This is a genomic window from Caballeronia concitans (genome assembly GCF_001544615.1).
GTDB lineage: Bacteria > Pseudomonadota > Gammaproteobacteria > Burkholderiales > Burkholderiaceae > Caballeronia > Caballeronia concitans.
The window spans coordinates 1-21,066 of sequence record NZ_FCNV02000024.1; the positions used below are offsets into that span (position 1 = coordinate 1).

Annotated in this window: 18 protein-coding genes and 1 pseudogene; 15 read left to right on the forward strand and 4 right to left on the reverse strand. The window is 61.6% G+C overall.

Features of this window, described 5'->3' with window-relative positions; translation table 11 throughout:
• Nucleotides 1–202: 202 nt before the first annotated feature.
• The 4 genes and pseudogenes from AWB72_RS27565 to AWB72_RS27580 form a co-directional block, all read right to left on the reverse strand.
• Nucleotides 203–487 (reverse strand): annotated as a pseudogene (locus AWB72_RS27565) (HAMP domain-containing protein); the annotation flags it as partial.
• A 41-nt stretch (nucleotides 488–528) separates the two neighbouring features.
• Nucleotides 529–1,830: an MFS transporter gene (locus AWB72_RS27570; RefSeq protein ID WP_052450141.1), complete on the reverse strand. Its 1,302-nt coding sequence runs from the start codon at nucleotides 1,828–1,830 to the stop codon at nucleotides 529–531.
• A 48-nt stretch (nucleotides 1,831–1,878) separates the two neighbouring features.
• Entirely contained in the window at nucleotides 1,879–2,739 is an 861-nt protein-coding gene (locus AWB72_RS27575; RefSeq protein ID WP_040053399.1) for a sugar phosphate isomerase/epimerase family protein, read from the reverse strand.
• Nucleotides 2,740–2,755: 16 nt separating this feature from the next.
• Nucleotides 2,756–3,655, reverse strand: a complete 900-nt coding sequence (locus tag AWB72_RS27580; RefSeq protein WP_040053400.1) for a phytanoyl-CoA dioxygenase family protein — start codon at nucleotides 3,653–3,655, stop codon at nucleotides 2,756–2,758.
• A gap of 199 nt (nucleotides 3,656–3,854) precedes the next feature.
• Here AWB72_RS27580 and AWB72_RS27585 point away from each other — a divergent pair, with 199 nt between their 5' ends.
• The 15 genes from AWB72_RS27585 to AWB72_RS27655 all read left to right on the forward strand — a co-directional run bounded on the left by AWB72_RS27585 (nucleotide 3,855) and on the right by AWB72_RS27655 (nucleotide 21,060).
• Nucleotides 3,855–4,880, forward strand: a complete 1,026-nt coding sequence (locus tag AWB72_RS27585) for a LacI family DNA-binding transcriptional regulator (RefSeq protein WP_040053401.1) — start codon at nucleotides 3,855–3,857, stop codon at nucleotides 4,878–4,880.
• An 815-nt stretch (nucleotides 4,881–5,695) separates the two neighbouring features.
• Nucleotides 5,696–6,985, forward strand: coding sequence for a quaternary amine ABC transporter ATP-binding protein (locus tag AWB72_RS27590; protein WP_040053402.1), 1,290 nt, complete (start codon nucleotides 5,696–5,698; stop codon nucleotides 6,983–6,985).
• The gene (locus AWB72_RS27595; RefSeq protein WP_040053403.1) at nucleotides 6,982–7,872 is read left to right on the forward strand and encodes an ABC transporter permease; all 891 of its coding nucleotides are present in this window, start codon (nucleotides 6,982–6,984) and stop codon (nucleotides 7,870–7,872) included. Before AWB72_RS27590 ends, AWB72_RS27595 begins: the two co-directional genes overlap by 4 nt.
• A 68-nt stretch (nucleotides 7,873–7,940) precedes the next feature.
• A complete protein-coding gene (locus AWB72_RS27600) occupies nucleotides 7,941–8,816 on the forward strand; it encodes a glycine betaine ABC transporter substrate-binding protein (protein ID WP_040053404.1) in 876 nt (291 codons plus the stop codon).
• Nucleotides 8,817–8,914: 98 nt separating this feature from the next.
• Complete coding sequence (gene glyA, locus AWB72_RS27605) at nucleotides 8,915–10,210, forward strand: serine hydroxymethyltransferase (RefSeq protein WP_040053516.1); 1,296 nt, start codon at nucleotides 8,915–8,917, stop codon at nucleotides 10,208–10,210.
• 58 nt (nucleotides 10,211–10,268) lie between these two features.
• On the forward strand, nucleotides 10,269–11,156 hold the full coding sequence (locus tag AWB72_RS27610) for a dihydrodipicolinate synthase family protein (RefSeq protein WP_040053405.1): 888 nt from the start codon (nucleotides 10,269–10,271) through the stop codon (nucleotides 11,154–11,156).
• 12 nt (nucleotides 11,157–11,168) lie between these two features.
• On the forward strand, nucleotides 11,169–12,500 hold the full coding sequence (locus tag AWB72_RS27615; protein ID WP_040053406.1) for an NAD(P)/FAD-dependent oxidoreductase: 1,332 nt from the start codon (nucleotides 11,169–11,171) through the stop codon (nucleotides 12,498–12,500).
• A 16-nt stretch (nucleotides 12,501–12,516) separates the two neighbouring features.
• Nucleotides 12,517–14,013, forward strand: coding sequence for an aldehyde dehydrogenase (locus AWB72_RS27620; RefSeq protein ID WP_040053407.1), 1,497 nt, complete (start codon nucleotides 12,517–12,519; stop codon nucleotides 14,011–14,013).
• Between the two features lie 42 nt (nucleotides 14,014–14,055).
• A complete protein-coding gene (locus AWB72_RS27625) occupies nucleotides 14,056–14,823 on the forward strand; it encodes a pyrroline-5-carboxylate reductase (RefSeq protein ID WP_040053408.1) in 768 nt (255 codons plus the stop codon).
• A gap of 160 nt (nucleotides 14,824–14,983) precedes the next feature.
• The gene (locus AWB72_RS27630; RefSeq protein ID WP_040053517.1) at nucleotides 14,984–15,988 is read left to right on the forward strand and encodes a LysR substrate-binding domain-containing protein; all 1,005 of its coding nucleotides are present in this window, start codon (nucleotides 14,984–14,986) and stop codon (nucleotides 15,986–15,988) included.
• A gap of 33 nt (nucleotides 15,989–16,021) precedes the next feature.
• Nucleotides 16,022–16,396, forward strand: a complete 375-nt coding sequence (locus AWB72_RS27635) for a cupin domain-containing protein (RefSeq protein ID WP_087129088.1) — start codon at nucleotides 16,022–16,024, stop codon at nucleotides 16,394–16,396.
• A gap of 11 nt (nucleotides 16,397–16,407) precedes the next feature.
• Complete coding sequence (locus AWB72_RS27640) at nucleotides 16,408–17,337, forward strand: LysR substrate-binding domain-containing protein (protein ID WP_040053409.1); 930 nt, start codon at nucleotides 16,408–16,410, stop codon at nucleotides 17,335–17,337.
• A gap of 148 nt (nucleotides 17,338–17,485) precedes the next feature.
• The gene (locus AWB72_RS27645; RefSeq protein ID WP_087129090.1) at nucleotides 17,486–18,742 is read left to right on the forward strand and encodes an aromatic ring-hydroxylating oxygenase subunit alpha; all 1,257 of its coding nucleotides are present in this window, start codon (nucleotides 17,486–17,488) and stop codon (nucleotides 18,740–18,742) included.
• Between the two features lie 11 nt (nucleotides 18,743–18,753).
• Nucleotides 18,754–19,863, forward strand: coding sequence for an FAD-binding oxidoreductase (locus tag AWB72_RS27650; RefSeq protein ID WP_040053410.1), 1,110 nt, complete (start codon nucleotides 18,754–18,756; stop codon nucleotides 19,861–19,863).
• 6 nt (nucleotides 19,864–19,869) lie between these two features.
• The gene (locus AWB72_RS27655; protein ID WP_040053411.1) at nucleotides 19,870–21,060 is read left to right on the forward strand and encodes a M24 family metallopeptidase; all 1,191 of its coding nucleotides are present in this window, start codon (nucleotides 19,870–19,872) and stop codon (nucleotides 21,058–21,060) included.
• The last annotated feature ends 6 nt before the right edge of the window (nucleotides 21,061–21,066 follow it).

Consider the following 21,066-nt stretch of genomic DNA (forward strand, 5'->3'; position numbering starts at 1 on the left):
TTCGCACCGCACGCCGCAAAGAAGGATCAACTGAAACCACCGACACCCGGTTTCTGCACATCTTGACGCACACAACTACCGGCCGTTCAATTCCGCCGTCTGACCGGCGGGTGAGAGTTGAGTCTGGAACCCGCAGTGCTTACGGGGGGCTGGCAGAACTGGACCCAAGCTTTTAGCAATCGGCCAGGAAGCGACCTTCGCCCTCGTTGGCGGCATGGCGCACCGCTTCGCTCGTGTCGCGGATTTGCACCATCACGCTGTTGATCTTCCCGACGAATGCTTTAAAAGAGCGAGCGATCTGCGCCACTTCGTCGTTGCCGGTCACGGGCAGGCGCCGGGTGAGGTCTCCGCTGCCCGAGCCGATGCCTTCCCTGGCGTCGCGCACCTTTGCGAGTCCTCCAACGGTCACGCCGGTGACGGAGCCGGTGATGGCCGCGGCGATCGAGGCGATCGCCGCGAGGGAGAGGATTAATTGGGTCAGTAACGAGCGCGGTGGGCTTTCCGCGCTGCCGCTTGAGGGAGGCATCGTCAACGCGCGACGAGCGGCTCTCCCACTTCCTCCCGGTGCTGCCGCGCGCACAGCACAAGCACTCCGCCGATCAGCCCGCAACATGCCAGCACCGAAAAAGCCAGCGTGAAGTCGCTGCCCTTGCCCGACAGCATGCCGACCAGCACTGGCCCGATGAATCCGCCGACCAGATTACCGATCGCGCCAATCAGCGCAGTGCCGACGATCGCGTCCGGCGCGGGCAGCAGTTCTGTCACGTAGGTGAAGATGAGCGGCAGGAACATTTGCAGGAAGAAGCCCATCGCTGTAAATAGCGTCATCCGCAGGATTAGCGAAGTCGGCGGCACGTTCGCCGCGATCAGCAGCAGCAACGCGGCGATCAGAATCGGCACTCCCGCATGCAGCCGCCGCTCCCCATGCCTGTCGGAACTGCGCGTCGACACGAGGATGCCTGCGATGCACGCTGCCCACGGCAACGCCGACAAAATGCCCACCTCCACCGGTCCAAGTTTTCCCGATGCCGCAATCGAGGTCGGCAGCCACAGCATGAAGCCGTAGACAACGAGGTTGATGAGCGAGAAACCTCCCGCGAGGAACCATGTCGCCTTGAGCGAGATGACACGCCGGATGCCCGAATGCTGCGTCACGCCCGAAAACGTGGCCTGTTCTTCTGCAAGCGCGCTCCTAAGGCTCTGCTTCTGGCCGTCCGACAGCCAGCCCGCCTCGGCGATGTTCTTCGGAATAGTGAAGTACCAGACCACGGCCCAGATCCACGCGGGTAGGCCCTCGATAATCATCATCGCGCGCCAGTCGTGATGCGCGAGCAGAATACCGGAGACAGGTCCCGCCAGGAGTGCGCCGAGCGGCGAACTGATTACCCACAGCCCGAATGCGTTACCACGCTCGGAGCGCACGAACCACGCCGCCGTCAGGCTCGCAGCGGCCGTCCACACCGGGCCCTCCGCGATCCCGAGCACGAGGCGCACCGCGAGCAGTTCGTTCAGGTTCCTGACGAGTCCTGTCGCCATCGCGGCAGCCCCCCAGCAAATCAATGCCACTAGAACGACCCGGCGCGCGCCGAAGCGGGACACGAGCCAGCCGCCCGCCATGAATGTGATCACGTAGCCCCAGAAGAAGATGCCGCCAACCAGTCCCGCGTGCGTCGCATCAATGCCCAGATCGCGCCGGATCGACGGCAGCGCGAGACCGATGTTGGTCCGGTCGAAGTACGAGATCGTGTACATCAGAAAGATCACCAGCACGATCCTGATCCAGCGCACGCGACTGGATGATTTCACGCTCGTGAAACATGCTTCCTCCATGGTTCATCTCCTGTATGTCTCGTTTTCGTGGGTAGGTCTGCGTTTGATTCAGGCTTCGCGCCGTGAACGGTTTGCGCGTGATTCGAGTTCCGACCACATCTTCCGAACGAGGTCTTTCAGCATCAGGGCCTCTTCCCAACGATCCGACAACTCATAGCCGTTGCGGTCCGTCATCGCGTATTCCTTAGGGCCGAGTTCGCACAGGAACGTGAGCACGGCGTCGTCCGGCGCGCGCGCCCGCCAGCGTTCGAAGCCGTATTCCCACCACGCGAGGAAAAGGTTCAGCCATTCCTCGTGATGCGCGAAGCTGATCTGCAGCTGAATCTGTTCGCGGCTCGCCACGCGCCCGTGAAAGCCCCAACAATTGTCGAGAATGCGTCGGATATGGCCGTCGTCTTCCTCGCAGATCGGCCACGCGAATTCGCGGCCCACCACGTAGTGCGAAATGTCGCCGGTCAGGCGTAGGTCCGGAAAGCATTCGAGCAGGCGCAGGGTGAACAGCAGATCGGTGGTCATGCGGTTGCGATGCGTCTCGATATGGACGGGTATCCCGGAATCGTGCGCGAGACGTCGCCAGCCTTCGATCAGCGGAATACATTCTTCGATCGAATACGGCCTGACATCGGGCTGCAGATTAATGTGATCCGCGCCGAGTTCCTGCACGTGCTCGATGATCGGAATCAGGTCCTCGACGGTACGTGGATAACACTGCGCCTCCCACGTCATCCCGAACTCTTTCAACTGGCGCGTGACGTCGCGGGCAAAGGCGTAATCGAAGAAGCGCACGCCCGCGCCGTCGAAGCCGGCGTTGTGGATCATGCGCAGTTGTTCGTCGAATGGCCATTCGAGGCCATCAGGGCGACGGCGCTCCATCGCCCACAGCGATTGGTATACCCGCAATTGCTGCATGAGGTCTCCGGCTCGTTTACATCGTCGCGGCAGCAGGTGCCGCTGATGTCGCGAAGAAGCGGTTCTTGAGCGAGGATTGGTTCTCGTAAATCGATCCCTGACGCGGCGCGGGCGGCAGCGGCATGATCACCGGAACCGGCTCTACGCGCGGCCTGATGGTCGGCTCGCCCGCAATGATCCGTTCGTTGAAGGCGTCGAGCGAGCGGCTCTGACCGGGACCGTCGAGCAGCGGCCACGCATCGGCGGCGGCGACCTCGTACAGTAGCAGCCGACGCGGGCGATTCGACGTGTTCTCGGCCGAGCCGTGAATGGTGCGCGCATGATGGATCGAGAACGAGCCGGCCTTTCCTGTGCAGGCCACAGCTTGGGCGAAGTCGACGTCGCACTGGGTGGGGTCCATCGCGCCACAGAAGTATCCGTCCGTGTGATGACTCCACACCTGGCCCTTGTGGCTTCCGGGCAGCACGAGCAGCGGGCCGTTTTCGATCTCGCAGTCATCGAGCATGACGCCGATGGCGAGCACATCCTCGTTAGTATGCGGGTAGAACGCCCAGTCCTGATGCCATTCGACCGGGTCTCCGACATGCGCTTCCTTCAGATTCAGCTTCGTGTTGCGCACACGAAGATTCGGCCCAAGCAGACTCTTGAGAGCCGCGATCAATTGCGGATGAGTGAGCGCTTCCATGAAGACGGGGTCGACCTTGATCGGGTCCTTGATGCGCCGCACTCGCGGACGCTCCGCGCTATGCGACGGCGCCAGGTCGAAGACATCGTCGGACGATGTGACGGAACGGGACTGTTCGACCAGCTCGTCGGTAACCTGACGCATACGCTGCACGAGGCTGGGACTGAAAACATCGGTGACGACGACGTAACCATCGTCGCGGTACTGCGCTATCTGCTCCTTGGTAAGCACTTTTGGGCTCCTGGTGTTATGGGAGCGCTCCCATTCTGTAGTTAAAAAGACGGGCAGAAGGTGGAGATTTCCGCTCGTCGTCCGGCAAATGTGCTGATGTGCGCGCTCCCATTCAAAGTAGAGTGTATCGTTCTGGGTGTCAAGAAAGCATGCATGAACAACGCACAGCGTTTTCCCTAGCCGCCTATAAAACACAGCCATGAAAAGAAGCGACATAGCGCCGGTCAACCTCTCGCCACCGCGTCCGACGATGGAAGATGTCGCCCGCGAGGCGAAGGTCGGCCGGATGACCGTATCGCGTGCGCTTAATCAGCCCGAACTCGTCTCGCCTGAATCCCTCGCCGCCGTGCGCGTCGCCATCGAACACCTGGGCTATGTGCAGAACTTGAATGCCGGCAGCCTTGCGTCGAGTCGGTCGCGCATCGTCGGCGCAGTGATTCCGACCATCGAGCATCCGTTCTTCTCGGACACGGTCAGCGGGCTGTCGCAAGCATTGGCCGTGAAGGGCTATCAGCTATTGCTCGGCCAGTCGAATTACGAGGCCGCGGAAGAACAGCGTCTGTTCGATGCTTTCGTCGGACGTCGCGTCGACGGCATTATGCTGATTCGCACGTCCGCGCCTGCCGACCTGGTCCCGCGCATCCGACGCTGCGGCGTGCCGGTCATCGAGACGTGGGACACGTCGAACGATCAAATCGACATGCGTATCGGCTTTTCTCACCGCGATGCGGGCGCGGCGGTGGGCCGCTATCTGGCCTCCAAGGGCCGACGCCAATTGGGGTATCTGGGCAGTGTCGATGTCCGGTCGTCGCAACGTCTCGAAGGCCTGCGCGCGGGCGCGAAGGAAAGCGGTATTCAAGAGCCGGAAGCGGTGATGCAGAACCGTCCATCCGGCATCAACGACGCGCCGGCGCTGCTTTCCGCGATGCTCGAACGCCGTCCTGGCCTCGATGCCGTGTTCTGCTCGAGCGACATGCTCGCGGCCGGCGTATTGTTCGAGTGCCAGCGGCGCGGTATCCGCGTACCGGACGATGTGGCATTGATAGGTTTCGTCGATCTGCCCATTGCCGCGGCGACAAGCCCCGCCATCACGACCATACGTGTGCCGTCGCTGGAGATCGGCAAGATGGCGGGCGCCATGTTGCTCGACTATTTCAGCGGCAAGCAGCCCGCCACGCCACATATCGATCTCGGCTTCAGGATCGTTGAGCGCGGGACGACTTGACCTGAGAGTCGATCGACGTCAATCGGTTAGGAGTCCCGGTGATTTCGATGCAACCCTTCTGCAACCGGCCACAAGCAGTCGTCCGCCCATAGGAAAATCACGCTCACTAGAACGTCGGCTACTGCTTTAGAACAGACGGACGTGCCGCCTATTCAGCCACGCTAACTAGTGCCTTTGACGCATCGGGAAGCGGTAGTTTGTTATGCCGGCGAGATCGTCAGCAAGCGTGATTATCGACGTCCCCTCCCGCGAACGAACCCGCGCCTGTTTCACCGACCGTTACACGCGCGCCATCCATCGCCGGGCTGTGAGCAAAGCATCCCATCAGCGTGACGCGGGCTAAGGACAATCCCTTAGCCGGCCGCTTAAGGACATTCCCTAGGTCCGTCGTTCGAGCGTCGAAATGTCGATCGCCACAATGGATGAGCGGGGTGCTTCCCGCGTGCCGCAAAGCCCCTCTGCATAACGCTACGAGCCGTTAAGCCTTGACTTGGTGCGTCTTCATGCATCGATTCCCCAAAAGCAGCATTACCAAAAGTAGGGCATATGGCCAAGGAAATGTTAGTGGCCGTCCGGATTTGACTTGATACGCTTTGACCCGTGCATGGACGAACCGATGACAAGCACTTGCGAATCAGATGTCTTGATTCGAGGGCGATAAAAAACGCTGTGCGATTCGCATGCGCCGCATTAGAGGATTACCGCCGTTTGGTGACAACGCACACAGCTGGACAGCGACGCCACGCGATGCGCTCGATGCGGGCCGCGCCGGACAGTGTGCTACCGGACTCGTAGACTATCAGTCGGAACAAAAGATGACACCCAACTTGACCCTTGCGCCGGAGCACCTGGCGCACGTTAGTGTTCCGCAGGACACGGCCGCCGCTGCCAGTGGAGACGCCGGCGTCGCTGTCGGCGCGGAGATTCTGCAAGTCAGGAACCTCTCGAAGATCTTCGGACCGAAGCCCGAACGTGCGCTCGAGATGATGCGGCAGGGCCGCGGACGCAATGAGATTTTTGAAGTCACCGGCAACATGGTCGCGGTCGACGACGTGAGCCTCAGCGTTCGAGCCGGAGAGATATTCGTCATCATGGGACTGTCGGGATCGGGCAAGTCGACGCTGGTGCGCCTGCTGAACCGCCTGATCGAGCCGACGTCCGGCAGCGTCATTCTCGAAGGCCGTGATATCGCACCGATGTCCACGGTGGAACTGCGCGAAGTGCGGCGCCAGAAGATGTCGATGGTGTTTCAGTCGTTCGCGCTGCTGCCCAATCGCACTGTGCTCGACAACATCGCTTACGGGCTCGAAGTATCGGGCTTCAAGAAGGCCGAACGTTATGAGACCGCGCGAGCGGCGCTCCAGCGCGTGGGCCTCGGCTCATATGAAAAGTTACTGCCGAGCGAACTCTCCGGCGGCATGCAGCAGCGCGTGGGTCTTGCGCGCGCGCTCGCCGTCAATCCATCGGTTCTTCTGATGGATGAAGCATTCTCGGCACTTGACCCGCTGATCCGCTTTGAAATGCAGAACGAGTTGCTGCGCCTGCAGAAAGAAGAGCAACGCACGATCGTGTTCATTTCGCACGATATCGAAGAGGCCATCAAGATTGGCGGCCGCATCGGCATCATGAAGGACGGCCGCCTCATTCAGGTCGGAACGCCCGCCGAACTCATTCAGACACCCGCCGACGATTACGTCCGCGACTTCTTCCGGAACGTGGACGTCTCCCGCTTCCTGACCGCTTCTCGTTTGATGGAGAAGCCGGAGAAGGGCGTGTTCGCGTGCGACATGGGCGCGTCGGCGGAGCGTTACCTCAACGACATGATCGATTCGAACGTCGATTGCGGATACGTATGCGACGAAGCGGGCCGCTTCGTCGGCTGCGTGACGCTCGACCGCTTGCACAAGGCAGGCAACCGCACCGTGCGCGATGCGTTGCATCCCGACCTGCACGCAGTGCAATCCGAAGCCGACCTGCATGAACTCGCAACAGTCGCGCTGGGCCGCGAGTATGACGTCCCCGTCGTCGACGGTGACGGCAAGCTCGCCGGCGTCGTTTCTTGCAGGACCATCCTCAGGCAAGTGTTGGAGCGGAGAGCAGCATGAACTCGTCATCATCGATTTTCGGGAAGTTCGCGGAAGACCTCGTCAACTTTCTGTTTCAGCACTTTCGCGGCGGCTTCGACGCGTTTTCCTCCGTCCTCGGCGCCTTCGTGAAGCTGCTCGAAGATGGCCTCGCCGCCGTCCCGTTCATCGCCATGCTGGTCATTCTGATGGCGCTCGCGCTGTGGCGTCGCGGTGTGCTGTTCGCGGCGTTCGTCGGGGTGGCGCTGTACGTCATCAACTACATGGGACTGTGGGCGCAGACGGTATCGACACTTGCGCTCGTGGTGGCCGCCACGTTCTTTAGTCTCGTCATCGGCGTGCCGCTGGGGATATGGGGCGCGCGCAACCGCCGCGTCGAAGTGGTCCTGCGTTCGCTGCTCGACTTCATGCAGACGATGCCGGCCTTCGTGTATCTGATTCCCGCAGTCATTCTCTTCGGTCTCGGCCGGGTGCCCGCTGTGATTGCCACCATTGTCTTTGCGATGCCGCCTGTCGTGCGCCTGACGACGCTCGGCATCAAGCAGGTGCGCGAAGAACTGCTCGAAGCGGGCCGCGCGTTCGGCAGCACCGATGCGCAGTTGCTCTGGAAGATTCAGCTTCCGAACGCGTTGCCGTCGATCATGGCAGGCGTGAACCAGACCATCATGATGGCGCTGTCGATGGTCGTCGTCGCATCGATGATCGGCGCGGGCGGCCTCGGTGAGTACGTGCTGAGCGGCATTCAGCGCCTCGATATCGGCATCGGCTTCGAGGGCGGCTTGGGTGTGGTGCTGCTGGCCATCGTGCTCGACCGCCTGACCGAGAGCTTCGGCGTCAAGTCGAAGAAGAAGCCGCGCAAGTCGGCGCAGTCTCTGAAGCAAGGCGCGAGCGGCGCTGCGCAGACCTGAGAAGTACGGCAGGACCAGACGAATACCCACGCGATCTAACGACTGTACGAACTATAAAGGAGTGCAAAATGGCGGGAAGCTTCATCAAAGGATTATTGGCCAAGACTGCATTGGCAGTGACGGTCGGCGTGACGGCGGTATCGGCGGGAGCGGCGGAGCCCATCAAGATCGCCGTGACGAACTGGGCCGACGTGCTCGCGGTGGCGAATGTCGCGAAGTACGTGCTCGAGACGAAGCTGCAACAGCCCGTCAAGTTCGTGCAGGCCGATATCGGCATTCAGTATCAGGGCGTTGCGCGCGGCGATCTCGACATCATGGTCGGCGGATGGTTGCCGGTGACACACGCCGCGTACTACACGCGTTACAAGAACGACATGGCGGACACCGGGATCATCTATACGGGCGGCAAGAATGGCTGGGCAGTGCCGGACTACATCCCCGAAAGCGAACTCGGGTCTATCCCCGATCTGAACAAGCCCGAGGTCAAGAGCAAGCTCAACGGCACCATTCAGGGCATCGAGCCGGGCGGCGGTCTGATGCAGGCATCGGAGAAGGCGATCAAGGAATACGACCTGTCCGGCTACAAGCTGCAGTCGTCGAGCGAAGCGGGCATGCTCGCCTCGATCTCGCGCGCTTATCAGTCGAAGAACTGGGTCGTGACGACGGTCTGGAGCCCACATTGGCTGTGGCAGAAATGGAAGATGCGCTACCTGAAGGACCCGAAGGGCGCGCTCGGTGGCGAAGAGCAAGTGCACGGCTTTGCATCCAAGCAGTTCGCGACGAAGTTCCCCCGCGCCGATGTCTTCTTCCATCACTTCAAGCTGACGCTGGCGGATGTGGAAGCCATCGAGTACGAAGGCAACACCACGAACGATTATCCGGGCGCCGCGAAGAAGTTCGTCGATGCGCACCCGGAAAAGGTCAAGGCGTGGCTCGAGCAGTGAGAGTCGCGGGCGCCTTCCTGCCGTGTCGCGTGACCGGAGAAAGCGCCGTTGAAACGTTCAGCCTCATGTCTCATCAGAAAGTCGTCGGAGTCGCATACATGAATCAAACAGCATGTTTTTTCGCGGAGACGCTACAGGACCGTGACCCGGTCATCGCGTCGGAAATCACGCTGGAGTTGCGTCGCCAGCAAACGCAGATCGAACTGATCGCGTCGGAGAACATCGTCTCGGCTGCGGTCATGCAGGCGCAGGGCACGGTCCTGACAAACAAGTACGCGGAAGGCTATCCGTCGCGGCGCTATTACGGCGGATGCGATCACGTCGATCGAATCGAATCGCTGGCCATCGATCGCGTCAAGGCGCTCTTCGACACCGAATTCGCCAACGTGCAGCCGCACTCCGGCGCGCAGGCCAACGGCGCGGTGATGCTCGCGCTGCTCAAACCCGGCGACACGGTAATGGGCATGGCGCTCGACGCGGGCGGTCACCTCACGCACGGCGCGCGTCCCGCATTGTCGGGCAAGTGGTTCAACGCAGTCCAATACGGCGTGAGCCCCGACACGTACCGCATCGACTTCGAGCAGGTGCGGCGCCTGGCCGAAGAGCATCGTCCGAAGATGATCATCGCCGGTTATTCGGCTTATCCGAGGGCGCTGGACTTCGCCAGGTTCCGCGAGATCGCGGATAGCGTCGGCGCGTTGCTGATGGTCGACATGGCGCATATCGCGGGCATCGTCGCGGCGGGGCGTCACGAGAATCCGATCCGCTTCGCGGACGTGGTCACGTCGACGACGCACAAGACGCTCAGAGGCCCGCGTGGCGGTTTCGTGCTGACGAACAACGGCGACATCGCGAAGAAGATCAACTCGGCGGTGTTTCCCGGCTTGCAAGGCGGCCCGTTGATGCACGTCATCGCGGGCAAGGCGGTGGCTTTCGGCGAAGCGTTGCGGCCTGAGTTCAGGGCGTACATCGATCAGGTGTTGAAGAACGCGGCCGCACTCGGCGATGTGCTGAGCGCGGGCGGCGTGCGCCTCGTCACGGGCGGAACCGACAACCATCTGTTGCTCGTCGATCTTCGCACGAAGGGTCTCACCGGCACGCAAGCCGAGAAGGCGCTGGAACGCGCCGGCATCACCTGCAACAAGAACGGCATTCCGTTCGATACCGAGAACCCCACGGTGACATCCGGCATTCGTCTCGGGACGCCGGCGGGCACGACGCGCGGTTTCGGCGAGAAGGAATTCCGTCTGGTCGGCGAGATGATCCTCGAAGTGCTGAACGCGCTCACGAGCGATCCGCAGGGCAGCGACGCCGTCGAGCGTTCGGTGCGCAGCCGTGTTCGCGATCTGTGCAGCCAGTTCCCGATCTACTCGCCCGCCGACGCGCTCGTCTGAAACTCGATCGCCCATTGCCTGCAATTCATACCTCATAACCGAATCGAGAGAGAACACGATGGTCAGCTTCGAAGGAGTTCACGCACCGCTCGTCACGCCGTTCACCGCGGACGGCGAGATCGATCACGCGCTGCTCGCAAAGCATGCGAAAGGACTAGTGGGCCGTCTGAGCGGCCTGGGTGTCGGCGGCACGACCGGCGAATACTATGCGCTGACGCTGGATGAGCGCATCAGGACCTATCACACCGTCGTCGATGCAGTAGGCGGCAAGACGGTCCTGTCCGCCGGCATCAATGCGACGACGACGAAGGACGTCATTCACTTAGGAGTCGCCGCGAAGCAGGCGGGCATGTCGGCGCTGCTGATGGCCACGCCCTATTACGCGCAGCCGACGCAAGAAGAGCTTCTCGCGCACTTCCTGAAGGTCGATGACGCCGTCGATCTTCCCATCATGCTTTACAACTTTCCCGCGCGAACGGGCACCGAAATCAGCGATGCGGTGCTGGAAAAGCTGCTGGAACGCCCGAACTTTCAGGCGATGAAAGAGAGCACCGGCGATATCGGGCATCTGCATCATCTGGCGACTCACTTCAAGGACCGGCTCGTGTTGAGTTGCGGCATGGACGATCAAGCGCTCGAATTCTTTGCATGGGGCGCGAAAAGCTGGGTCGGCGCGGCGGCAAACTTCATCCCCGAGTCGCACGTCGCATTGCTGGAAGCGTGCACGCAGGGCGATTTCGTCAAAGGCCGGCAACTGATGAGCGAACTGCTGCCGGTGCTCGAATTACTGGAGCGCAGCGGCAAATTCATTCAGTACGTGCGATACGGCTGCGAGCTGGCTGGCGTACCCGTCGGCAACGCACGCGCGCCGCTGGGCACGCTGACGGACGAAGAGCGGAAGGCGTTCGCGTCCGTTGTTCGACCCTTGCTGCGCAACGCACAGTAGATCGTGAATCGTATGCGCTCCAAACTGGACTTCGCGCGCTTACCGACTCCCGATGGTGTGAATGGCTGGTGGGAGAGCCTTCCTCCGGCGGCCGACGCGGTGAAAGTCGCTTCGAACTTTCATTTCGATTGGGTCGTCATCGGTGGAGGCATTACGGGACTGTGTGCGGCCCGGCGTCTTGCGGAGCTCAGTCCTGATTCGTCGATTGCACTGGTGGAGGCCGACCGGATCGGACGCGGAACGGCCGGGCGCAATTCCGGCTTCTTCGTCGACCTTCCGCACGACATCAGCAGCGAAAGCTATTCGCGCAGCGTGGACGCCGATAAAGCCGATATCCGCTTGCAACGTCATGGAATCGACTATGTGCGATCCGCGGTCATTGAACACCGGATCGATTGCGACTGGCGCGACGACGGCAAGTATCACGCGGCTGTCAACCGGCGAGGCAAGGCGGCGCTCGAGCACTTTGCGAAGGGGCTGGAAACCATCGGTGAAGCGTTCGAACGGCTCGACGAAGCGGCGATTCACGCGGTGACGGGCAGCGACTTCTATAAAGGCGCAATCCGCACGCCGGGATGCAGCACGGTGCAGCCCGCCGCGCTGATGCGTGGACTCGCTGCCTCGCTGCCCGAGAACGTGAAGGTGTTCGAGCTGAGCGCGGTGAAGGGCATCGAATCCGGGGCGGGCGTGAAAACGCTGACCTTCGCTGACGGGCGGATCGTCGCGAAGCAGGTCATCCTGTGCACGAACTCCTACGCCGCGAAGTTCGGGAAGGACGCCAACGGGCTGCTTCCCGTGTACACGTTCGCGTCGATGACGCGGGTGATGAATCGCGATGAAGTCGCGCGGCTCGGCGGTCTGCCGTCGTGGGCGCTGATTCCTGCGGATCCGGTTGGATCGACGGTGCGCAGGCTCATCACCGATCGCATCTGCGTGCGCAATCACTTCGCTTTCCGCCCTGGCGTAACTATTTCGGAATCCGATTTAAGCAAGGCGAAGGCGATGCACCAGCGATCTTTCGATCGCCGCTTCCCGATGCTGAAGGATGTCGAATTCGAGTACACGTGGGGCGGCGCGTTGTGCCTGTCGGCGAATAGCGGATCGCTTTTCGGCAAGCGCGAAGATGGCGTCTTCGAGTCGATCGGCTGCAATGGACTCGGGCTCAGTCGCGGCTCAGCGTCCGGAAAGCTGATCGCCGAATACGCGCTCGGGCAATCGAACGAACTCGTGCAACAGCTATTGAAACATCCGAGGCCGCGTCCGCTTCCGAGCCGGCCGATTTCAGACATCGCTGTCTCGACAGCCATCTGGTTCAAGGAACTCTCGGCAGGCGCCGAACTTTGATTTCGCGAGGTCAAACATGAGCACATACGAAGATTGGAAACAGATGGCCGCGAACGCATCGCTCGATGGCCGCGCGTTTATCGGCGGTCAGCGATCCGCGGCCGCATCCGGGGCGACGTTCGATACGCTGAATCCCGCCACGGGCAAAGTGCTGGCGAAGATCGCCCGATGCGAGCAGGCCGATGTGGACCGCGCGGTGATCGCGGCACGCGATGCATTCGAAAGCGGCGTGTGGTCGAAGGCCGCGCCGTCACATCGCAAGGCCGTGTTGCTGCGGCTCGCGCAACTCATCGACGAGAACGCGGAAGAACTCGCGCTGCTGGAAGCGCTCGAAGCGGGCAAGCCCGTCAGCGAATGCATGGGGCTGGACATTCCCGAATCCGCCGCGTGCATCCGCTGGCATGCCGAAGTGACCGACAAGCGTTACGACGCTCTCTCGCCCTCGGGTGCGGGCGTGGTGAGCATGATCACGCGCGAGCCGATGGGCGTCGTGGCGGGCGTGCTGCCGTGGAATTTTCCCGCGCTGATGCTTGCATGGAAGATCGGCCCGGCGCTATCGGTCGGCAATAGCGTGATCATCAAGCCTGCGGAGCAGACGTCGCTGTCCACGCTGCGCATCGCCGATCTCGCCGCTGAAGCCGGGCTGCCCGCAGGCGTGTTCAGCGTGGTCACAGGCTTCGGCGAAGGCGCGGGTCAGGCCCTGGGCCTTCATCCCGATGTCGATCTCGTCGCATTCACGGGTTCCACCGAGACGGGCAAGCGCTTCCTGCGCTATTCGGCCGATTCGAACCTGAAGCGCGTCGTGCTCGAATGCGGCGGCAAGAATCCGCAAGTCGTCTTGCCCGATGTCGCGAATCTCGATCCCGTCGCGGAGAACGCAGTCGCCGCCGCGTTCTGGAACATGGGCGAGAACTGCAGCGCGGGATCGCGGATGATCGTTGCATCGAGCAAGAAGGCCGAGTTGCTCGACAAGGTGCTCGCGGTGCTCGACGGCTGGAAGACCGGCGATCCTCTCGATCCCGATGTGAAGCTCGGCGCGCTCATCGAATCCGGCCATTACGACAAGGTGCTTTCGCATATCGACAAGGCCAGGAAGGAAGGCGCGAATCTCGTGTGCGGAGGTAAGGCCGTGCGGACCGAATCGGGCGGCTGGTTCGTCGAGCCGACCATCTTCGACAAGGTCACGCCCGAGATGAGCATCGCACGCGAGGAAGTGTTCGGGCCGGTGCTCTGCATCATCGAATACGACGATGTGGAAGACGCCGTGCGTATCGCCAACGATACCTGCTATGGCCTCTCGGCGTCGTTGTGGACCGACAACGTCAACCACGCGCACAAGATCGCATCGCGCATTCGTGCGGGCACGGTCACGGTCAATTGCTTCGGCGAGGGCGACTTGTCGACGCCGTTCGGCGGCTTCAGGCAATCCGGATTCGGCGGGCGCGACAAGTCGGTCTACGCACACGACCAATACTGCGAACTCAAGACGACGTGGATCAAGCTCGAAGACTGAGCGCCGGTCTGGACCCAGCAGCCAAAAGGACGAAGAAAAGCTATGCGAATTGGATTCATTGGATCAGGCAGCATCACTCGCGCGGTGGTCACGGGCCTTTGTCATGGCGACGCGAAGCACGACATATGGCTCTCGCCGCGTAATGCCGAAGTGGCCGCGCAACTGGCGCAACTCGATGATCGCGTGCGCGTGGGTGAATCGAATCAACAAGTGGTGGACGCGAGCGATGTCGTGTGTGTCGCGGTCGTGCCAGATGTTGCCGACGAGGTGCTGCAGGCACTCAACTTTCGTGCCGATCAAATCGTCATCAGCTTCGTTGCGGGCGTGACAATCCGGCGTTTGAAGCGTTGCATCGGGGAGCGCGTATCGATCGTGCGTGCGATTCCCTTGCCAGCGACGGCGCATGGAAGCGGCAGCACGGTCATCTATCCTCGCAACGCACAAGCGACCGAGCTATTCGACGCAATCGGCGCGACGGTCGAAGTCACCGAGGAGTCGCAATTCGATTTGTTTTCCGTGGCGACCGCCACGATGTCGACTTACTACAGCTTCGTCGAGGCACAGGCGAAGTGGCTGGCACAAAGAGGCGTCCCCTACGATGGCGCGCGAACCTTTCTCGCGGGCTATTACTCGGGACTGGCAAAGCTGGCTCAAGTCAGTGACGACTCTTTCACCGAACTGGCAAGGCAGTGCACGACCGAGGGCGGCATCAACGAACTCATGCATGACAAGCTCCAATCCGAAGGCTTTTTCGATCAGGTCGGACGCGCGATGGACGCCGTCGAGAAGAGACTCAAGAACGGCCTGTGAAACGGGTGCGGCGGCATTCTTTCAATGGCGCGCGCGTCGAAGCGCGGGCCGGGGAGTCGATTCCCCATTAAAAAACGCGCGGTAATATAGTCGAGGCGCCGAATGGATCGGCACCTTTCCAGAGCCATTGCGCTCGCTGCGCGACAAGAGGTTCCAGACCATGCAGAAGAAGCAGATCTTCACCGACCGGTTGCTCGCGCAGATGCCTTCGCTGCGCGCCCTCAAATGCTTCGTGACCGCGGCGCGCTATGAGAACTTCACGCAAGCGGCCGAAGTGTTGTGCGTCACTCAGGCCGCCATCAGCAGACAAATAAAAGAACTCGAAGACTCTCTCGAAGTGGCGCTGTTCGATCGCTCCGGCAAGCATATCGCACTCACGAAGGCGGGGCGTCTGCTCTACAACGCGTCGTATCTGTCGATCATGAACATTGCCGAGACGGTGGAGACGGTGCGGCGAGCGGGCCGCGCCGCGCTGACGATCTGCGTGTCGCACACGTTCTCGGCGCTCTGGCTCGCGCCGAGACTGCAAGCGTTCAGAAAACAGTTCCCCGATGTGAAGCTGCATGTGATCGTCACCGATCACTTCATGGAGTTCGACAGGCTGATCGACCCGGATATCATCATCACGAAGAACCCGCCGCGCGAGGCCGAATACGAAGTTGAACGCCTGTTTCATGATGTGGTGTATCCCGTTTGCAGCAAGCAGTTTCTCGATGAAACGTATCGCGGCAAGAAGTTATCCGCGCTGGACTTGCTCGTTCATCCCACACTGAATCTATCGCCACTGGGCCGCACGCAAGTATGCGAACACGTCGACTGGCGCGTGTGGCGCAACTGGTTTCAGCAGAGTGAATCGAGTGAGCGGCTCATCGAGACGGATCATCTGGAGAGCAATGATTACCGGCTGCTCGTATCGCAAGCCGAGGCAGGCGAGGGCACGCTGCTCGGATGGCATCATCTCGTGCATCGGCAGGTGCAGCAGGGTCTGCTCGTGCGTCCGGTGGAAGAAAGCCTCGTGTTTCGCGATCGCTATCACTATCTCATTACGCATAAAAACGCAGTGGAGCGGCCCGAATACACGCTGTTCAGGACGTGGCTCGTCAGCGAGGTCAAGGACATGATGGCGAGCTGGCGCGAAGACGCAGAAGAACGTGTGGTCTCGTGAAATCCCATTCACCTTGCAACAGACACGACGCATATGACGCATAAAGACATCGCGATCCATGAAGCTAACGCCGGCCGGCGGCTTCACACCATCGAGGAACATGCGTGGGCGCCTATGCTGATCGAAGGAACGCGGCATCCAGGCTTCTGGATCATCACGATCGTCGACGATGAAAGCGGCGCATGGACCAGCTACTGGATGCGGCTCGACGCGGGCGCCAAGTCGCTGTTTCACACGCATGCATCGACCGAGCTGCTGTTCATCATGGACGGCATCTACACCGATCAGGACGGCACGGACTTCTCGCCGCGGCAGGCCGTCACGTACCCGGCGGGCACGTCGCACTGGTCACATTCACGCGAGGGCTGCACGGTGCTCGTCGTCACGAACGCCGAATCGACGCTGTAAATGCCAGCTCAATGAAACCCGCTTCGCCGGCCGTCAAAGGGTACCGGCGCCTCATTCCCTCCGTGACGGCGCTCGTCGAGTTTGAGGCAGTCGCGCGGCTCGCGAGCTTCACACGGGCGGCGCACGAACTCGGCGTGACGCAGGCCGCCGTCAGCCGACAGGTCAAGTATCTCGAAGACCGCCTCGGCGTGCGACTGTTTCATCGGCTGCATCGCTCGATTGCGCTGACGGACGAAGGCGAGGCGCTTTATCTCGTCGTTGCCGAATCGATGCAGAAGATCGCTGGCGTGTTCGATCGGCTGGCAAGCGGGCCTGCGCAGCCGGAACTCGTGCTCGCGGCGACCTCCGCATTTTCGCAGCTTCGTCTCTTGCCGCGACTTCCGGCATTGAGAGCGGCGCAACCGGATCTTCAGCTTCGCCTGTCCACGCAGATGTTCACCGCCGATCTGCGGCACAAGGAGATCGACGCCGCCGTGCGCTTCGGCAACGGCTCGTGGCCCGACGGGTCTTCGACCTTGCTGTTCGACGAGGAAGTGTTTCCAGTCTGCTCCCCCGGCTGGCTCGAAGCGCACGGAGCGCCCGCGACGCTCGACGCGCTCGCCACCGCGCCGCTCATCGAATCCGATTCCACATCCGAGGGCTGGATGACGTGGGACGAGTGGTTCCGTACGGTTGGAACGCGCCCGGTGCGCCTGAACTTCGCGCTGCGCTGCACGCTGTACACCGATGCCATTCACGCGAGCCGTTACGGGCAGGGCATCGCGCTCGGCTGGGGGCGGCTCCTGCACGACCTCATCGGCGCGGGTGAACTCGTGCGGCTGCCGCTGGCATCGTTCAAAACGAGCGATTCCTATTACCTTGTCGTGCCGCACGGGCGCACGATCACGCCTGCGATCGAAGTGCTGATCGATGGGCTGCGGCACGACACGCTCGGCGCCTGAAGTCCTCGCACCGGCCGCCACGCTCGCATAACCCAAAGTCATTCCAGCGCGAAAATAAAGCGCGTTGACGCTCATTTTCGGCAATCCAATACTTGCTTCAAGGCGGGAACACAGGAAGTCCCAAGCCACTGAACTCTGGAGAACGATGATGGCCGACGTGCAGTTGCGAACCCACGGTGAACTCATTCGCGGTCGGGAGCCCGGACATGGCATGCCGGGTGAACTGTTCGGACGTCAGGACGTGTTCGACACCGATGTGAGCGTGTTCTTCCATAAGCACTGGATTCTCGTCGGCGTGACGGCAGACGTGCCCGAACCAGGTGATGTGTCGACCGTCGATATCGGCCGCGCCTCGATCATCATCGTGCGCGACGACGACGACACTATCCGCACCTGGCGCAATGTCTGCCGGCATCGCGGCGCGCGCCTGAAAGAAGTGGGGAAGTCCACCGTCGGCATGCTCGTGTGTCCATATCATCAATGGACCTACGACCTGAACGGCAGCCTTCGCCACGCCGCGCACATGGGCCGCGATTTCGATCCGACCTGCCGCAGCCTGATTCCGGTGCATACGCGCATCATCGGCACGCATATCTTCGTGTGTCTCGATGAGCATGCGCCTGAGGATATCGCAAGGCTCGACGCGACGATGACGCCGCGCTTCGCACCCTACGACCTCAGGAACACGAAGATCGCCTTCGAACAGGAGATCGTCGAACAGGGCAACTGGAAGCTCGTGATCGAAAACAATCGCGAGTGCTATCACTGTCAGGCCACGCACCCGGAACTGACGGCATCGTTTCTGCCCGAAGATTTCGGGTTTTGTCCGGAGAATCTCAGCGATGAATCGCTGCGCGCCCTGAAGGACTACTCGGCCCGCAACGCCAGTTGTCAGACGAGCTGGGAGCAGGATGGCTTCATTAGCCAAGCCGTCGAGTGGCTGGACGAGGACGCCGTGACGCAGTTTCGCACGCAGCGGCTCGTGATCGCCGGGGCAGGCGAATCGCAGACGATGGACACGAAGGTCGCCTGCACGAAGCTCTTCGGTACGCTCGAACGGCGCGACCTCGGCGACGTGCATTTGTGGACGCACAACTCGTGGACGCACGTGATGAGCGATCACGCAGTCATCACCTACATCATTCCGCTCGGACCGGACAAAACGCTGGTGCGCTCGAAGTGGCTTGTTCATGCAGATGCCGTCGAAGGCGTGGATTACGACGTCGGGACGCTGACGGAAGTATGGGTCGCGACAAACATGCAAGACAAGCATCTCGTGGAAATCACGCATGAGGGCACGCAGGACCCGGCGTACCGGCCAGGCACGTTCTCGCGTTTCACGGAAGCGTATGTCGATCAGTTCTCGCGCTGGTACGCGGCGCGCCTGAACGCTCACGGCGTTTGAAAGGGGAACACATGAACGCTGTCGAAACCATGTTCGACGTCGATATCCTGAGCCGGGCAGAGACGTGGGAGCGCGGTGCACGATCGTGGCCGAGCAACGAGCGGCAACTCCTGACGTGCGTGCGCGTCGCCGATGAAACACACGACGTCAGGACCTTCGAGTTCCGCACGCAGGGCGCCATGCCCGTGCGATTCGAGCCGGGCCAGTTCATCACGGTGTCGGCGGAGGCGGCGGGGCAGCGTGTCGAACGCTGCTACACGATCTCGTCGCCGCCCACGCGACCTTACCTCGTCGCCATCACCGTCAAGCGGGTGACCGGTGGCGTGATGTCGAACTGGTTGCATGACACGCTGCGGCCCGGCATGACATTGTCGGCATACGGGCCGTCGGGAATGTTCACGGCCACGCGCGCATCGGCGGCGAAGTCGCTGTACCTGTCGGCGGGCTCAGGCATCACGCCGCTCATGTCGATGACGCGCGCGAGCCTGGATCTCGGACTGGACCGCGACATCGCTTTCGTGCATAGCGCGCGCACGCCGGGCGACATCGTGTTCCGCGACGAGCTGCAACGGCTTGCGCTGCGCTCGCCACGGCTGCGACTGTTTTTCGTATGCGAAGGCATGGGCGACGAGCCCGAGTGGACCGGCGCGGTCGGGCGTCTCAGTCTGGCCCGGCTCTCGGCATGGCTGCCTGATTTCGCCGAGCGCGAGGTATTCACATGCGGCCCGGCGGGCTATATGACAGCGGTGCGCGAACTGCTTCGCGAAGGCGACCACGATCCGGCGCGCTATCACCAGGAAAGTTTCGACATTGCTTCGGCCACGCCGCCCTCGGCAGATGCCATCGATCCGACGCAGCAGACCTTCACCGTGAAGCTCGCGCGCTCATCGAAGACATTCACCATGAGCGCATCTGAAACAGTGCTCGCGGCTGCCAGGAAGGCGGGCGTGGCCATCGCCTCGTCGTGCGCGCAAGGGGTGTGCGGAACGTGCAAGACGAAACTCCTGGACGGCTGCGTAGAGATGAAGCATAACGGCGGCATCCGCGAGCGCGAAGTGCAGAAGGGCATGCGTCTGTTGTGCTGCAGCCATCCGGCATCGGACCTCGTACTCGACCTTTGAATCTCCATGCCCGAACGAAACGACGCAACTCAAAAACGCGCGCGCGGCTACCGCCTGTCGCGCGTTCGGGACGCGCTGCGGAACAACGATTGTCCCGCGATCCTGCTCTACGACCCGGTTAATATCCGCTATGCGACGGACACGTCCAATATGCAGATATGGACGGCGCGCAATCCGTCACGCTACATCATGGTGTTCGCCGATGGCCCCGTGATCGCCTGGGAGTTTCACAATTGCGAGCACGTCTGGCGTGGCATCGATCTTCCGGTGCAGATGCGGCATGCAGTGGGCTGGACGTTCTTCAGCGCTGGATCGCACGCCGAACGCCGCGCGCAAGTCTGGGCACAGGAGATACTGGACGTCTTGCGCCAGCACGCACCGAACGAACGCCGCCTCGCCGTCGACAAGCTCGATCCTGCGGGCACCACCGCTCTCGTCGGTCACGGGCTGGCGCTCCTCGACGGACAGGGCATGATGGAGTTGGCGCGCACTGTCAAGTCAGCCGATGAACTTGTGCTGATGAACGAATCGCTGCGGGTATGCGCGAAAGGGATCGAGCGCATGCGCCGGGATATTAGACCTGACATGACGGAACAGGACCTCTGGGCGCGCCTGCACGAAGAGAATATACGGCACGGCGGCGAGTGGATCGAAACACGGCTGCTCGCATCGGGCGAACGCACCAATCCGTGGATGCAGGAGTGTTCGCCGCGTGTGCTCAGAGAAGGTGAACTGCTCGCATTCGATACCGATATGGTCGGCCCGAACGGTTACTGCTCGGATATTTCACGCACCTGGACGGTCGGTCATACACGACCAACCGATGCGCAACGCACGCTCTACTACGCCGCGTTCTCGCAAATCCACTTCAATATGGGCCTGCTGCGCCCGGGCATGACATTCCGGGAGTTCTCCGAACAAGCCTGGAAGATACCGGAGCAATATGTGAAGAATCGCTATAGCTGCGTGGCGCACGGCATCGGCATGGTCGATGAATATCCTTCCATCGCGCATCAAGTGGACTGGGACAGCAGCGGTTACGATGGCGAGTTCGAAGCGGGCATGACGCTGTGCGTCGAGAGTTATATCGGCGCGGATGACGGCGTAGAGGGCGTGAAGCTCGAGCAGCAGGTCGTGCTGACAGAGTCGGGCTGCGAGCCGCTCACATCTTGCGCCTTCGAAACGGAGTGGCTTTGAGCGATC

What these genes read in the sequence shown, in the direction of transcription:
- AWB72_RS27570 (WP_052450141.1), bottom strand. Translation starts at nt 1,830, where the DNA reads ATGGAGGAAGCATGTTTCACGAGCGTGAAATCATCCAGTCGCGTGCGC.
- AWB72_RS27575 (WP_040053399.1), bottom strand. Translation starts at nt 2,739, where the DNA reads ATGCAGCAATTGCGGGTATACCAATCGCTGTGGGCGATGGAGCGCCGT.
- AWB72_RS27585 (WP_040053401.1), top strand. Translation starts at nt 3,855, where the DNA reads ATGAAAAGAAGCGACATAGCGCCGGTCAACCTCTCGCCACCGCGTCCG.
- AWB72_RS27590 (WP_040053402.1), top strand. Translation starts at nt 5,696, where the DNA reads ATGACACCCAACTTGACCCTTGCGCCGGAGCACCTGGCGCACGTTAGT.
- AWB72_RS27595 (WP_040053403.1), top strand. Translation starts at nt 6,982, where the DNA reads ATGAACTCGTCATCATCGATTTTCGGGAAGTTCGCGGAAGACCTCGTC.
- AWB72_RS27600 (WP_040053404.1), top strand. Translation starts at nt 7,941, where the DNA reads ATGGCGGGAAGCTTCATCAAAGGATTATTGGCCAAGACTGCATTGGCA.
- glyA (WP_040053516.1), top strand. Translation starts at nt 8,915, where the DNA reads ATGAATCAAACAGCATGTTTTTTCGCGGAGACGCTACAGGACCGTGAC.
- AWB72_RS27610 (WP_040053405.1), top strand. Translation starts at nt 10,269, where the DNA reads ATGGTCAGCTTCGAAGGAGTTCACGCACCGCTCGTCACGCCGTTCACC.
- AWB72_RS27615 (WP_040053406.1), top strand. Translation starts at nt 11,169, where the DNA reads ATGCGCTCCAAACTGGACTTCGCGCGCTTACCGACTCCCGATGGTGTG.
- AWB72_RS27620 (WP_040053407.1), top strand. Translation starts at nt 12,517, where the DNA reads ATGAGCACATACGAAGATTGGAAACAGATGGCCGCGAACGCATCGCTC.
- AWB72_RS27625 (WP_040053408.1), top strand. Translation starts at nt 14,056, where the DNA reads ATGCGAATTGGATTCATTGGATCAGGCAGCATCACTCGCGCGGTGGTC.
- AWB72_RS27630 (WP_040053517.1), top strand. Translation starts at nt 14,984, where the DNA reads ATGCAGAAGAAGCAGATCTTCACCGACCGGTTGCTCGCGCAGATGCCT.
- AWB72_RS27635 (WP_087129088.1), top strand. Translation starts at nt 16,022, where the DNA reads ATGACGCATAAAGACATCGCGATCCATGAAGCTAACGCCGGCCGGCGG.
- AWB72_RS27640 (WP_040053409.1), top strand. Translation starts at nt 16,408, where the DNA reads ATGAAACCCGCTTCGCCGGCCGTCAAAGGGTACCGGCGCCTCATTCCC.
- AWB72_RS27645 (WP_087129090.1), top strand. Translation starts at nt 17,486, where the DNA reads ATGGCCGACGTGCAGTTGCGAACCCACGGTGAACTCATTCGCGGTCGG.
- AWB72_RS27650 (WP_040053410.1), top strand. Translation starts at nt 18,754, where the DNA reads ATGAACGCTGTCGAAACCATGTTCGACGTCGATATCCTGAGCCGGGCA.
- AWB72_RS27655 (WP_040053411.1), top strand. Translation starts at nt 19,870, where the DNA reads ATGCCCGAACGAAACGACGCAACTCAAAAACGCGCGCGCGGCTACCGC.